The sequence below is a fragment of the Catellatospora sp. NPDC049609 genome (genome assembly GCF_040675365.1).
Classification (GTDB): Bacteria; Actinomycetota; Actinomycetes; order Mycobacteriales; family Micromonosporaceae; genus Catellatospora.
In genome coordinates this window covers 1-14,345 of record NZ_JBFAOU010000190.1, presented here as the reverse complement: position 1 = coordinate 14,345, position 14,345 = coordinate 1, and the positions used below count along the sequence as shown (strand labels likewise).

9 protein-coding genes and 1 riboswitch are annotated in these 14,345 nt (G+C 72.3%); of the genes, 6 read left to right on the top strand and 3 right to left on the bottom strand.

Features of this window, described 5'->3' with window-relative positions:
- The coding region (locus tag AB0J67_RS33590) for a carbohydrate ABC transporter permease (RefSeq protein ID WP_363488485.1) at positions 1–728 on the top strand (728 nt) is incomplete at its 5' end.
- Between the two features lie 5 nt (positions 729–733).
- Complete coding sequence (locus AB0J67_RS33585) at positions 734–2,122, top strand: GH1 family beta-glucosidase (protein ID WP_363488487.1); 1,389 nt, start codon at positions 734–736, stop codon at positions 2,120–2,122.
- 106 nt (positions 2,123–2,228) lie between these two features.
- On the opposite strand, the gene AB0J67_RS33580 is transcribed toward AB0J67_RS33585, so the two are convergent.
- The 3 genes from AB0J67_RS33580 to AB0J67_RS33570 form a co-directional block, all read right to left on the bottom strand.
- Positions 2,229–3,245 (bottom strand): WD40 repeat domain-containing protein, encoded by a 1,017-nt coding sequence (locus AB0J67_RS33580; RefSeq protein WP_363488483.1) that lies wholly within the window; start codon positions 3,243–3,245, stop codon positions 2,229–2,231.
- Between the two features lie 228 nt (positions 3,246–3,473).
- Positions 3,474–4,151 (bottom strand): hypothetical protein, encoded by a 678-nt coding sequence (locus AB0J67_RS33575; RefSeq protein WP_363488481.1) that lies wholly within the window; start codon positions 4,149–4,151, stop codon positions 3,474–3,476.
- A gap of 54 nt (positions 4,152–4,205) precedes the next feature.
- Positions 4,206–5,702, bottom strand: coding sequence for a hypothetical protein (locus AB0J67_RS33570; RefSeq protein WP_363488479.1), 1,497 nt, complete (start codon positions 5,700–5,702; stop codon positions 4,206–4,208).
- A 406-nt stretch (positions 5,703–6,108) separates the two neighbouring features.
- Positions 6,109–6,189, top strand: a riboswitch (S-adenosyl-L-homocysteine riboswitch).
- A gap of 15 nt (positions 6,190–6,204) precedes the next feature.
- On the opposite strand from AB0J67_RS33570, the gene metH reads away from it, so the two are divergent.
- The 4 genes from metH to AB0J67_RS33550 all read left to right on the top strand — a co-directional run bounded on the left by metH (position 6,205) and on the right by AB0J67_RS33550 (position 14,233).
- Entirely contained in the window at positions 6,205–9,819 is a 3,615-nt protein-coding gene (gene metH / locus AB0J67_RS33565) for a methionine synthase (RefSeq protein ID WP_363488477.1), read from the top strand.
- Between the two features lie 377 nt (positions 9,820–10,196).
- Positions 10,197–10,886 (top strand): hypothetical protein, encoded by a 690-nt coding sequence (locus tag AB0J67_RS33560; protein ID WP_363488476.1) that lies wholly within the window; start codon positions 10,197–10,199, stop codon positions 10,884–10,886.
- A complete protein-coding gene (locus tag AB0J67_RS33555; RefSeq protein WP_363488474.1) occupies positions 10,883–13,264 on the top strand; it encodes an AAA family ATPase in 2,382 nt (793 codons plus the stop codon). The genes AB0J67_RS33560 and AB0J67_RS33555 overlap by 4 nt, the downstream gene beginning before the upstream one ends.
- 225 nt (positions 13,265–13,489) lie before the next feature.
- Complete coding sequence (locus tag AB0J67_RS33550) at positions 13,490–14,233, top strand: TetR/AcrR family transcriptional regulator (protein WP_363488472.1); 744 nt, start codon at positions 13,490–13,492, stop codon at positions 14,231–14,233.
- Positions 14,234–14,345 lie beyond the last annotated feature (112 nt).

Genomic DNA, 14,345 nt, shown 5'->3' with positions numbered 1-14,345 from the left:
CCTCGCACGACAACGGGATCCTGGGCCAGGTGCCGCCGCCGTTCGGCCTCGGCCCCAACCTGTTCGCCAACCTGGAGCGCGCCTTCGGCACGGTGCCGTTCGGCAAGGCACTGCTGAACTCGCTGGTCATCTCCGCGTCCATCACGATCAGCGTGGTGCTGTTCTCGACGCTGGCCGGGTTCGCCTTCGCCAAGCTGCGCTTCCGCGGCCGCAACGCGCTGCTCGTGCTCGTCATCGCGACCATGATGATCCCGAACCAGCTCGGCATCATCCCGCTCTACCTGCTCATGGCGAAGATCGAGTGGACCGGCACCCTGTACGCCGTTGTCGCACCCGGCCTGGTCAGCGCCTTCGGCGTGTTCTTCATGACCCAGTACCTGCGCGAGGCCGTGCCGACCGAGCTGCTGGAGGCGGCGCGGGTCGACGGGTGCCACACGCTCCGGATCTTCTGGCATGTCGTGCTCCCGGCGTCCAAGCCCGCGGCGGCGGTGCTCGGCATGCTCACCTTCATGTCGGCCTGGAACGACTTCTTCTGGCCGCTGGTCGTGCTCACGCCCGAGGACCCGACCGTGCAGACCGCGCTGTCCACCCTGGCCAGCGGCTACATCCAGGACTACTCGCTGTCGCTGACCGGCACCGCGATCGCCACGTTGCCGCTGCTGGTCGTGTTCGGCCTGCTCGGCAAGTACATCATCGGAGGAATCATGCAGGGAGCGGTGAAGTCGTGACGGCGGTGGCACCGCGGACGCGGCCGGCCGAACCCGCCGTGCTGCGCTTCCCGGCCGGGTTCCGGTGGGGCGCGGCGACGGCGTCGTACCAGATCGAGGGCGCGGCGACCGAGGACGGCCGCACGCCGTCGATCTGGGACACGTACGCCCGCACGCCCGGCCGGGTCTTCCAGGGGCACTCCGGTGACGTCGCCTGCGACCACTACCACCGCTACCGCGACGACGTGCGGCTGATGGCCGAGCTGGGCCTGGGGACCTACCGGTTCTCGGTGGCCTGGCCGCGGATCAAGCCGGACGGCTCCGGCCCGGTGAACGCGCGCGGCCTGGACTTCTACGACCGCCTGGTGGACGAGCTGCTGGCGCACGGCATCGCGCCGATGGCCACCCTCTACCACTGGGACCTGCCGCAGGTGCTGGAGGACCGGGGCGGCTGGACCAGCCGCGACACCGCGTACCACCTGGCGGATCTGGCCGCGGCCACGGTGGCCCGGCTGGGCGACCGGGTGGCCACCTGGACCACCCTCAACGAGCCCTGGTGCTCGGCCTTCCTGGGCTACGGCAGCGGCGACCACGCCCCGGGCCGCCAGGACCCGGCCGCCGCGCTGGAGGCCGTGCACCACCTCCTGCTCGGCCACGGGCTGGCCGTGCGGGCGCTGCGCGCGGGCGGTGCCCGCGAGGTCTCGCTGACGCTCAACCTGGCCTGCGTCCGCCCGGACGACCCGGCCGACCCGCACGACCTGGCGGCGGTGCGGCACATCGACGGCCTGCACAACCGCATCTGGCTCGACCCGGTGCTCAAGGGCGGCTACCCGCAGGACATGCGGGCGCTGCTGGCCCGCTTCGGCGCCGACCGGAAGATCCAGCCCGGTGACGAGAACGTCATCGCGTCGCCGATCGACCTGCTCGGGGTCAACTTCTACCAGCCGTCGCGGGTGCGGGCCGGGGTCGGCGTCGACTGCGGGCCGGCCAACCCGGGCAGCGAGGGCTGCGAGTACGTCCCGCAGGACCTGCCCGTCACGGCGATGGGCTGGCCGGTCGACGCGACCGCGCTGTACGAGCTGCTGATGCGGCTGTCCACCGACTACCCCGGCACGCCGCTCATGATCACCGAGAACGGCGCGGCCTACGACGACGTGCTCGACGGGGACCGGGTCGCCGACACCGACCGCATCGGCTACCTCGACGGGCACCTGCGGGCCGTGCACGCGGCCCTGTCCGAAGGCGCCGACCTGCGCGGCTACCTCGCCTGGTCGCTGCTGGACAACTACGAATGGGCATACGGTTACGGCAAGAGGTTCGGCATCGTGCATGTCGACTACGACACCCAGCGGCGCACTCCGAAGGACAGTGCCCGCTGGTTTGCCGACGTCATCGGGCGCAACGGGCTCTGTTGATGTCGGTGGGGGCCGGGCGCGCCGCACGTGGAAAGGCGGCGCGCCCGGGTGCACCCGTCACGGGACACACGCGGGGCGGCTGAGCGGAGCCGCCCCGCGTGCCGCGTCAGGCCGCGACGAGCTCGCCGACCTGCCACATCCGCAACTGCTCGCCCCCGTCGGCCACGGCGAGGGTGCTGCCGTCCGGGCTGACCGCGATGCCGATGACGGCGCTCAGCCGGCCGTCGGCGTCGTGCACCCGGCTCTCCAGCACCGCCCGCTGCGCCGCGGTCCGCACCTGCCACAGCCGGACGGTGCCGTCACCGCCGCCGCTGGCCACGGTCTTGCCGTCCGGGCAGAACACGACCTCGTGCACCGCGCCGTCGTGTCCGGACAGCACCGTGCCGGCGTCGGTCGCCAGGTTCCACACCCGCACCGTGCCGTCCTCACCGGCGCTGGCCAGCAGCCCGCCGAGCGGCGCGTACGACAGCTCGCGCACCGCGCCGGCGTGCCCGGCCAGCGTGCGGACCGGTGCGCCGTCCGGCAGCCGCCACACCCGGATCGCGCCGTCGCTGCCCGCCGCGGCCAGCGTTGTGCGGTCGGGGCTGAACGTGACCGTGTCCACCCGGTCGGCGCCGGAGGGCAGCGTCAGGAAGGTCCGGCCGGCGATGACGTCCCAGATCCGGACGACGCCGTTGTGGCCCGCCCCGGCCAGCCACCTGCCGTCGGGGCTGAACGCGATGTCCAGCGGCACCCGGGCGTGGCCGGTCAGGGTGCCGGCGGGCCGTCCGGTCGCGGCGTCCCACAGCCGCGCGCCGCCCTCGACCGGGGTGGCGAGCTGCCTGCCGTCGGGGCTGAACGCCAGCTCGGTGACCGGCTCGAACTCGCGTACCGGCATCTCCGCGACGCGCCGGCCGGACGCGGTGTCGAACACGCGCAGGGTGCCGATGCCGCCGACCGCGAACCGGGTGCCGTCCGGGCTGAACACCACGGCCGACGCGGTCCGGCCCAGCGACACGCACCGCACCGGCGCGGCACAGGCCGCCGCGGTGCCGCCCGGCGCGCCGCATCCGGCCGCGAGCACGGCGGCCAGCAGTGCGATCGCGGCCCGCGCCTGCACCGGGGTGGGCCAACCAGCCCTCATGCCGAAAAGCTAAGCCCCGGCGCGCGGCGGGGTAAGCCCCGTTCGTCCGTCCCGGCCCGACCGTCGGGATGACCCCGTGCCGCCACCCGCGTCACCGCCGCGGTGCCGTGGCTCGGGAGGGTCGCGGTGCCGTGGCTCGGGAGGGTCGCGAGCCGCGGCTCGGGAGGTTGATCGCGTATTCGGGTCAGAAAGTGTGGTCGGGCTGCACTTGCTGACCAGAAACGGCGATCACCGCCGGTGGGCGGGGCGGGCGGGGCGGCGGGTGGGGCGGCGGAGGCGGAGGGCGCGGTGGAGGCCGACGCCGGCCAGGGCGAGTGCGGCGGTGGTGCCGACCGCCACCGTCGCGATCACGGCGGGCGCGGGTTCCGCGTCCGGTGCGGCCGGTGCCGCGGCCGCGGTCGGCGGCGTGGCGCAGGCGATGGTCTGGGGTACGCCGTCGGCGGCGACGTGCAGCTCGGCAGCGCAGTAGCCCACCCCCGGCGTGGCGACGTCCACGGTCAGCGTCCAGTCGCCCGCGGCGAGCGCGCCGGGCAGGGGGAGCGTGGCCGGGTCGTGTGGCAGCGGGCGCAGCGCGGTGGCGGCGACGGAGCCTCCCTGCGCGCTGTGCCCGGACAGCAGGGCCAGCGCGGGTTCCTTGATCGGGTGACCGTCGGTCCAGGCCAGCGTCAGCCACACCGAGCCGCGCCCGTCGCTGTGCAGCGTGGGCACGACGCCGTCATGCGCCGCCGCGGGGCGGGCCGTGGCGAACACCAGCGGCACCGCGACGGCCAGCCCGATCGCGATCCTGGCGACGTGACCGCCGAGCGTAGGCGCGATCCTGGCAAGGGAAGCGGCGAGCGCCGGCGCGATCCTGGCGACGTGATCGCCGAGCGCGGGCGTCACGGCGTACCGGCGGATGGACTTCATGCGACCCCCGGGGATCGGGCGGGCCGGGCGCGGTCGGCGCCCGGCCCGCGTTGCTCAGCTGGTGACCTTGACCTCCAGCAGGCCGACCGAGCCCGCGCCGCTGTTCAGCACGACCCGCAGCCGGGTGGTCGAGACGCTGGTGAACGTGGTCCGGTTGTACTGGTTGAGCGCGATCGGATACCCGCTCGCGCCCGGCACCGCGACGTACGCGCTGCCGTTCCAGTACTGCAACGACCAGGAGGCCGGCAACCGCACGCCGCCGTTGTCGTCAAAGAAGTACACGTCGGCGACGCGCACCTGCTGCGCCGACGACCAGGTCAGCTCCGCCCACTGCTGGCCGGTGTTGGGCCAGGTGCCCCAGCGGCGGTTGACGGTGTCGTTGGACGACGGCGGGTCGATGCCGTCGTTGATCGCCAGCACGCTCTCCCAGGCGGAGGTGTACGACGCGCTCGCCGTCGCGCTCAGCGCCAGGTTGCTGCTCGGCGGGGGCGGGTTGGTGCCGCCACCCTTGATCAGGAACAGGTTGTCCGCGACGTTGTAGTACTGCGCGAGGTAGCTGCCCGCGGGCGGGTCGGTGTGGTAGTAGTCGTCGTGGTTGCAGTCCAGCCGGTTGTCCAGCGCCTGGTTGGGGCAGCTGTAGCGGAGCACGACGTTGGGGCCGTCCTTGTAGCACATGACGTCGTACTCGTCGACGCAGTGCGCGGCGCCGGAGGCGTTGGGCGCGTTGTTGTTCACCGCGCCCAGGGTGTGCCCGAGCTCGTGCGCGGCGACGCCGGCGGTCCAGCAGCCGCTGTCGGCGCGGGCGTACTCCGGGCCGGAGTTGGACCGGTTGGCGTCGGACTTGCGGGTGTCGCCCGCGAAGCCGCCGATGCCGCAGTACACCCTGGCGTCGACGAACTGCAGGTACTTGCGGTCGGTGCGGGTGTAGCCGGCCGCCTTCACCGCGTTGAGCAGCGGTGCCCAGTCGTTGGCGTTCAGCGCCGCGTCGGGGATCTGCACGTCGCGCACGACCGGGCGGCACTGGCCGCCGACGTTCTCGGTGACGTAGCGGACATGCCGCTCGCCGCCGGTGGCCCTGGCGCTCTCGTTGAAGATCACGTCGACCTGCTCGGCCAGCTGCCGGAACGTCTCCAGGTACTGGCTGTACCGGCTGGTGGAGCCACGTACGTAGAGCACCTCGACGCGGCGGCCGGAGGTGCCGTCGCCCTCGCACACGGCCAGCGCGGACGGCGCCGCGGCGGTGGCCTTGCGCGCGGGCAGCGGGGCGACCGAGCGCTTCACGTCCAGCCCGGCCGGGGCCGGGTCGGGGCCGTGCGTGCACATCGTGTTGCTGATGCCGACCACGCGGAACAGGCCGGCGCAGGCGCCGGTGCGGTCGGCGGACAGGCCCGAGTAGACCAGGCCGGCGGGGGCGTCGTCGGCCGGTGGCGCGTAGGTGCGGTCGATGCCGGCCGCCGTGTCGGGGCCGGCCGCGGCGGGGGCGCCGCCGAGCACGGCCAGCAGCGTCACCGCGACGACCAGCCGGCGGCGGTGGGGGAGGGGTGGGGACATGTGCCGTTGTCCTTTCGGTGTGCGCGCCCGGGAAACGCGCGTCCGGAGGGGGAGCGACCAGGGTGCGGGCACGGTGAGATCGTCACCGTGCGTGGCGTCGCGGCAGGCGGTGAACTGCCACCCTGGAGATCGACCGAAGACGATCTAAATCGCTTTCGGTCCATTCAGGCAGAGGGCCTGATCGATGTCAATGGCATGCATCCAGGCAAATTCGCCCGCATACCGTGACCAGCGACCGCAATACTTTCGGAATGTGCCGAAATCGTTTCGAGTCGTCGGCGGAGGTATGGCCGGCCGAGCTGGCTACGGAAAGTGATGATGATGTTGCGGCTGTCGTGTCCCGAGGTGCGAGACGGGCGCGGGCGTGCCGCGCCCCGGGGAAGCCGTCGCGGGTAGACTTCGTGATCAGGTCGAGAGGCGCTGCAACGGGCGACGACAGCCCGCCACGCTCGGCCGGTCACACTTTCCGCAAGGGCGCCTCCGATCCGTCGGAGGTGTCGCGTTGAACCAGTCCGTTTCCCCCGCCGCCCGTCTGCGTGCCTTGCGTGAGCTGCTGGACAGCCGGATCGTGGTGCTCGACGGCGCCTGGGGCACGCTGCTGCAGGAGGCCCGGCTCACCCCGGAGGACTACCGCGGCGACCGCTTCCGCGACCACCCGCGCGACGTCGCCGGTGACCCCGACCTGCTCAACCTCACCCGGCCCGACCTGGTGCTCGACGTGCACCGGCGCTACCTGGCCGCGGGCGCGGACATCACCTCGACCAACACCTTCACCGCGACGAGCATCGGGCAGGCCGACTACGGCCTGGAGGCGTACGTGCGGGAGATGAACCTGCGCGGTGCGCAGCTGGCCCGGCAGGCGGCCGACGAGGCCGGCGGGCGCTTCGTCGCCGGGTCGGTCGGCCCGCTCAACGTCACCCTGTCGCTGTCGCCCCGGGTCGACGACCCCGCCTACCGGGCCGTCACCTTCGACCAGGTGCTCGCGTCGTACGCGGAGCAGATCGCGGCCCTGGCCGAGGGCGGCGTGGACCTGCTGCTCATCGAGACGATCTTCGACACGCTCAACGCCAAGGCGGCGATCGCGGCGGCCCGCGAGGTCGCCCCGGACCTGCCGCTGTGGATCTCGGTGACCATCGTCGACCTGAGCGGGCGCACCCTGTCCGGCCAGACGGTCGAGGCGTTCTGGCGCTCGATCGAGCGCGCGCGGCCGCTGATCGTCGGGGTGAACTGCGCGCTGGGCGCGACCGAGCTGCGCCCGCACGTGGCCGAGCTGTCCCGGCTCGCGGGCGTCTACGTCGCGAGCCACCCCAACGCGGGCCTGCCCAACGCCTTCGGCGGCTACGACCAGACCCCCGACGAGACCGGCGAGCTGCTGGGCGAGTTCGCCCGGTCGGGCCTGGTCAACATCGCGGGCGGCTGCTGCGGCACCACTCCCGACCACATCGCGCGGGTCGCCGCGGCGGTGGCCGGGCTGCCGCCGCGCCCGGTGCCGCAGATCGAGGAGGCGACCCGGTTCAGCGGGCTGGAGCCGTTCGCGATCGGGCCGGACACCGGCTTCGTCATGATCGGTGAGCGGACCAACGTGACCGGCTCGGCGAAGTTCCGCCGCCTCATCGAGGCGGGCGACCACCAGGGCGCCGTCGCGGTGGCGCTGGACCAGGTGCGCGGCGGGGCCAACCTGCTCGACGTCAACATGGACGCCGACCTGCTCGACAGCGAGCAGGCGATGACCACCTTCCTCAACCTGATCGCGACCGAGCCCGAGGTGGCCCGCATCCCGATCATGGTGGACAGCTCGAAGTGGAGCGTGCTGGAGGCCGGCCTCAAGTGCGTGCAGGGCAAGGGCGTGGTCAACTCGATCAGCCTCAAGGAGGGCGAGGAGCCGTTCCTCGACCAGGCCCGGCGCATCCGCGGCTACGGCGCGGGCGTGGTGGTGATGGCCTTCGACGAGCAGGGCCAGGCCGACACCGTCGAGCGCAAGGTGGAGATCTGCGCGCGGGCGTACGACCTGCTCACCCAGCGGGCCGGGTTCGCGCCGTCCGACATCGTGTTCGACCCGAACGTGCTGGCCGTGGCGACCGGCATCGCCGAGCACAACGGCTACGCCAAGGCGTTCATCGACGCGCTGCCGCTGATCAAGCAGCGCTGCCCCGGCGCGCGCACCAGCGGCGGCATCTCCAACCTGTCGTTCTCGTTCCGCGGCAACGACGTGGTGCGCGAGGCCATGCACTCGGCGTTCCTGCTGCACGCGGTGCGGGCCGGGCTCGACATGGGCATCGTCAACGCGGGCCAGCTCGCCGTCTACGAGGACATCCCGGCCGAGCTGCGCGACCTCGTCGAGGACGTGCTGTTCGACCGTCGCCCCGACGCCACCGACCGGCTCGTCGCGTACGCCGCCACCGTCACCGGCGAGACCGCCAAGCGCGGCGTGGACCTGTCCTGGCGCGAGGCGCCGGTCGCGCAGCGGCTGTCGCACGCGCTGGTGCACGGCATCGTGGACTTCATCGAGGAGGACACCGAGCAGGCCCGGCAGCAGGCCGCCCGGCCGCTCGACGTGATCGAGGGCCCGCTGATGGACGGCATGAAGGTCGTCGGCGACCTGTTCGGCGCGGGCAAGATGTTCCTGCCGCAGGTGGTCAAGAGCGCCCGGGTGATGAAGCGCGCGGTGGCCTACCTGGAGCCGTACATGGAGGCCGAGAAGGAGCTGGCGCGCCGCGAGGGGCGGCTGGCCGCCGACCGGGGGCAGGGCAAGGTCGTGCTGGCCACGGTCAAGGGCGACGTGCACGACATCGGCAAGAACATCGTCGGCGTCGTGCTCGGCTGCAACAACTACGAGGTGATCGACCTCGGCGTGATGGTGCCCGCCGCGAAGATCCTGGACACCGCGCTCGCCGAGGGCGCCGACGTGATCGGCCTGTCCGGCCTGATCACGCCGTCGCTGGACGAGATGGTGTCGGTGGCGCAGGAGATGCAGCGCCGCGGCCTGAAGCTGCCGCTGCTGATCGGCGGGGCCACCACCTCGCGCCAGCACACGGCGGTGCGCATCGCGCCGGCGTACGAGTCGGACACCGTGCACGTGCTCGACGCGTCCCGCGTGGTCGGCGTCGTGTCGGACCTGCTCGACCCGGCCCGGGCCGAGAAGCTGTCCGCGCACAACCGCGCCGAGCAGGAGCGGCTGCGCGAGGAGCACGCCACCAAGACCCGGCAGCCGCTGCTCGCCCTGGCCCAGGCGCGCGCCAACGCCGAACGGGTCGACTTCGCCGACCTGCCGGTGCCCGCCTTCACTGGGGTGCGCGAGGTCGCGCCCGAGCTGACCGAGCTGCGCGCGATGATCGACTGGACGTTCCTGTTCCTGGCCTGGGAGCTCAAGGGCAGGTACCCGGCGATCCTGGAGCTGCCGCAGGCCCGCGAGCTGTTCGACGACGCGAACACCATGCTCGACGAGATCGTCGCGGACGGGTCGCTGACCGCGCGCGGCGTGTACGGCTTCTGGCCCGCCCACGCCGAGGGCGACGACATCGTCCTCGACTCCGGGCTGCGGCTGCCGATGCTGCGCCAGCAGACCGCCAAGCCCGCCGGGCGGCCCAACCGCTGCCTGTCGGACTACCTGGCCCCGGCCGGCGACCACCTGGGCGGGTTCGGCGTCGCCATCCACGGCGCCGACGACCTGGCCGCGCGGTACGAGGCCGAGCACGACGACTACCGCGCGATCATGGTCAAGGCACTGGCCGACCGGCTCGCCGAGGCGTTCGCCGAGCACCTGCACCTGACGGCCCGGCGGGAGTGGTACGAGCCCGGCGCCGACCCGGCGATCGAGGACCTGCACGCCGAGCGCTTCCGGGGTATCCGGCCCGCGTTCGGATACCCGGCCACGCCCGACCACACCCTCAAGCGGGAGCTGTTCGACCTGCTCGGCGCGGAGCGGGCGGGACTGGGGCTGACCGAGTCGTTCGCGATGACCCCGGCGGCGGCGGTCAGCGGGTTGATGCTGGCCAACCCGGCGTCGCGCTACTTCACGGTCGGCCGCATCGGGCGCGACCAGCTCGCGGACTACGCGGCCCGCCGCGGCGCGGACCTCGCCGACGTCGAGCGCTGGCTGCGCCCCAACCTCGGCTGATCCGCACCCCCACCAGGCCCGGCCCTCGATGGGCCGGGCCGCCGGTGGGGCTGGGCTTTGGGGCGGCGGGGCGGAGATCGGTGTTCCGTGTCGGAATGTGTGGCTGGACTCCGCAATCCGACACGAAGCAGCGATCTTCACCGGGCCGGACGCGGCGGCGGGGGGAACGCGGGCCCGCTGGGATCCGGGCGTCGGGGTAAGGACCCTGGGCGACCATGAAGATAATCAGGCACATGTCTCGATTCCGCCATCGGTTGAGCGGTCGGTAAGACCGACTGCGCAGCCAATCTCGTTCGCTCCTTACCGTCGCCATACTCCTTACAACGTCACCGCTTCGTGCGGGCGGGCGGTGACACCCCGGCGGTGTGGGGGCAGTCATGGACAGCAGGCGGCAGGCAGCGGGCACACGGGGCAGGTCGACACTGACCGCCCTGCTCATGGCGGTGCTGGTGCTCGGCGGGTGCGGTTCCCCCGAGTTCGAGTACGTGAAGAACGCCGACGACGGGATGTACTTCAAGGTCCCGCACGGCTGGCAGCGCATCGACCACGTGGACATGGACGGGCTGCTGTCCGGGGAGGACCCCGAGTCGGCGGCCGCGGCGGCGCGTCGGGAACGGGTCTGGTCGGTCGGCTACGACGGCGACGCCTCGGCGCAGCCGCTGCACCTGTTCCTCAGCGGCGGCGACGCGCCGTTCGTGTACGCCATGGTGCGGCGGCTCAACGAGGCCGAGGTGAACTCGGTGTCCCTGAACGCCGCGCGGGATCTGCTGTTCCCGCTGACCCCGCAGGCGCGGGCCGACAACGCCGAGAACCCGATCTTCCAGGGCTTCGAGCTGATCTCCGACGAGACGCTGGCCGCCGAGGACGGCGTACGCGGGGTCCGCACGGTCTTCAACTACAGCCCCGGCGGCGGCGCGTTGCAGACGTTCGTGCAGACGATCTACGTCGACGACGCGGGCGGGCGGCTCTACCAGTTCATCCTCCGCTGCACGGCCTCGTGCTACCGCCTGCGGGCGGCCGAGCTCGACGCGGTCGTGCAGTCCTTCACGGTGAGGAGTGTGCGATGACGGAGTCGACGGAGCCGGTCGAGGGCCTGCGCCCGCCCGGCGGACCGGTCCGGCTGGAGGACCGGCCGACCCGCAAGCGCCTGCCGTTCTGGGACCGGATCAAGTTCCTGTTCCTGTTCGCGATCGCCTGGCTGGTGCTGGTCTGGGCGACGATCGCCGACTTCCCCGGTGGCATGCCGTTCCGCGAGGCGGCGCTGATCCAGCTCACCGAGGCGCGCTGGCTGCTGATCCTGGCCGGCGTGGAGGTGCTGCGCCAGCTGCACTTCCTGGTCAGCGAGCACTGGTCGGGCTATCACCGGTTCTGGACGCACCGGGTGTTCGGCGGGTTCGAGCGCACCACGCACCGGCGGCTGTCCGACTGGACCCGGTTCCGGCTGGCCCGCTGGCTCAAGTGGCTGTTCTGGATCGCGGTGTTCGCGGTGGTGGCCGGGGCGGTGCTGGACACCTCGCCGGTGCTCGCGCTGTTCCAGGCGCCGGCGATCCTGTGGTCGCTGCTGCCCTTCATCCTGCAGCTGGTCTTCATCCTGGCCGTGGTCATCCTGCAGTTCGTGGCGATCTTCTGGTTCCTGTCCCGCGGCGGCGTCGAGGTGTACTACCCCGACGACATCAAGACCCGGTTCACCGACGTCTGGGGGCAGGACCACGTGCTGGCCCGGGTCAAGGAGAACATCGTCTTCCTGGAGCGGCCCGAGGAGATCGAGGCCAAGGGCGGCTACGTGCCCTCCGGCCTGCTGCTGTGGGGGCCGCCCGGCACCGGCAAGACGCTGATGGCCGAGGCGGTGGCCGGTGAGACGGGCAAGCCGTACGTGTTCGTCGACCCCGGCGCGTTCACCAACATGTTCATGGGCGTCGGCATCCTGAAGGTCAAGTCGCTGTTCCGCAAGCTGCGCAAGCTCGCCCTGCGCTACGGCGGCGTGATCGTCTTCTTCGACGAGGCGGACGCGCTGGGCAGCCGCGGCATGCTCGCCCAGGGCGGCGGCCCCGGCTTCCCCCGGGGCATGAGCCCGGCGTTCGGCCCGGCCGCCGACGGCTGCCACGGCCGCGGCTACCTGTCGCCGGAGACGCAGTGGCGGCTGGCCCGGCACGCCGCCGCCGAGCTGCGAGCCGAGGCTCCGCCGGAAGCGGCCGGGCGGCGCAGCCGGTTCGTGATGGGTGCGGGCATGGGCGGCGGCGCGGGCATGGGCACGCTGCAGGCGCTGCTCACCGAGCTGTCCGGGCTGAAGAAGCCACGCGGCTTCGTCAACCGGTACGTGCGCCGCCTGCTCGGCATGCGCCCCAAGCCGCCGCCGCGCTACCGGATCCTGGTGATGATGGCGACGAACCTGCCGGAGGCGCTCGACGAGGCGCTGCTGCGGCCGGGCCGCATCGACCGCATCTACAAGGTCGGCTACCCGAGCAAGGCCGGCCGGGTGCGCACCTACGAGGGCTACCTGGGCAAGGTGCGGCACGAGCTGACCTCCGCGCAGATCGACAAGCTCGCCACGATCACGCCGTACGCCACCGGCGCGACCATCAAGGACCTGATCAACGAGGCGCTGATCACCGCGATCCGCGACGGCCGCGAGGTCATCGCCTGGCGCGACGTGATGCGCGCCAAGCAGCTCAAGGAGCTGGGCCCGCCGGAGGACGTGGAGTACATCGAGCGCGAACGGCATGCCGTGGCGGTGCACGAGGCCTGCCACGCGGTCATCGCGTACCGCACCCGCCACCACATGGAGATCGACATCGCCACCATCGAGAAGGGCAGCGACTACCTGGGCATGGTGGCCAGCATCCCGCCGGAGGACCAGTTCACCCGGTGGCGCACCGAGTACGAGTCGGACATCTGCGTGTCGCTGGCCTCGCTGGCAGGGGAGCGGCTGTTCTTCGGCGGCGACAGCTCGTCGGGCGTGTCCGGCGACCTGGAGTCGGCCACCACGGTCGCCTCGTTCATGGAGGGCTACTGGGGCATGGGCAGCACCGTCTCGTCGTACTCCACGGCCAAGCGGCTGGAGGTCGGCGCCCCCGGCGGCGGGCAGGGCGGCCGCCGCAAGAAGGGCCAGGACACCGAGGCCGACATCCGCCGCGCGCTGGCCGACCGCATCGAGGACATGCTGAGCGAGCTGCTGGAACGCACCGGCCAGATGCTCGTCCAGCACCGCCGCGACGTGCTCGCCCTGGCCCACGCCCTGGAGACGCACAAGACCCTCACCGGCGACGACGTCGTGGCCGTCCTCGAAGGCCGTCCCGGCCCCGCCGTCGATGGCACCCTCTACCGCTCCGAGGAGTTCCTCACCCAGCTCGACGCGTACCACGAGGCGGCCGTCACCGCCCACCTCGGCCACAGCCGCATCACCATGGCCCTGCCCGCGACCTCGGTCACCCCCCTCCCCGATTGAGGAAAGGAAGGGCACCTTCTTAACGCTATGCGTAGAAGAAGGTGCCCTTCCCAACGGGTACAGCGGGTGACCTCGTGAGGGCCGCCTTCGCGAGGTTAAGAAGGGCACCTTCTGCCACGCATGGCGTTAAGAAGGTGCCCTTCCTTCGGTGGGATCGTGGGGTGGGGCGGGAGCGCTTCGGTACCGTGCGGGGTACGCCGATGGAGATCGAGGTGGAACGTCCCCGTGAGTGCCAAGAGCGACCCGGGTCGCAGTCTCGCCCTGCTCTGGGGCTCGCACACCCGGCCCGGCCGGTCGGGGCTCACCGTGCGGGCGATCGTGACCGCCGCGATCGAGCTGGCCGACGCCGAGGGCATGGACGCCGCGACCATGCGCCGCGTCGCCGAGCGGCTCGGGTCCGGCACCATGTCGCTCTACACCCACGTGCCCGGCAAGACCGAGCTCGCCGACCTCATGGTCGACACCGTGCTGGGCGAGCTGTACACCGGCGTCGACGACCCCGCCGGTCATGGCGGGTGGCGGGAGGGGATGCGCTACGTCGCCGAGCGCAACTGGGACGTCAGCCTGCGCCATCCCTGGCTGCTCGACGCCACCGGCGGCCGGCCCACCCTGGGCCCCAACGCGGTCGCCAAGTACGAGGCCGAGCTGCGGGTGCTGGAGGGCATCGGGCTGAGCGACGTGCAGATGGACTCGGTGCTCGCGCTGGTGCTCACCCACGTGGAGGGGGTCGCGCGCAGTCACGCCGGGCTGGCCCGCGCGCAGCGTGACTCGGGCATGTCCGAGCAGGAGTGGTGGCGGTCCACCGCGCCGGTGCTGGAGCGCGTGATGGAGGGGCACGAGTTTCCGCTCGCCTCGCGGGTCGGCGAGGCGTCGAGCGAGGTGTACCAGGCTTCCACCGACCCGGCGTACGCGTTCGCGTTCGGGCTCGACGTCATCCTCGACGGCGTCCAGCGCCTCATCGAGAAGTAGGGCGGGGCGGCCCCGTTCGCCGATCGACGTTGGGCATTATGGTTTAATTGGGTGTCGTATTGGTGATGGAGATAGGGGCAAGGCTATATGGGGGCGGGGGGGGGGGGGGGGC

Coding starts and splice junctions, on each gene's coding strand:
- AB0J67_RS33570 (WP_363488479.1), bottom strand. CDS start 5,702: ATGTCCCCACCCCTCCCCCACCGCCGCCGGCTGGTCGTCGCGGTGACG.
- AB0J67_RS33560 (WP_363488476.1), top strand. CDS start 10,197: ATGGACAGCAGGCGGCAGGCAGCGGGCACACGGGGCAGGTCGACACTG.
- AB0J67_RS33580 (WP_363488483.1), bottom strand. CDS start 3,245: ATGAGGGCTGGTTGGCCCACCCCGGTGCAGGCGCGGGCCGCGATCGCA.
- AB0J67_RS33575 (WP_363488481.1), bottom strand. CDS start 4,151: ATGAAGTCCATCCGCCGGTACGCCGTGACGCCCGCGCTCGGCGATCAC.
- AB0J67_RS33555 (WP_363488474.1), top strand. CDS start 10,883: ATGACGGAGTCGACGGAGCCGGTCGAGGGCCTGCGCCCGCCCGGCGGA.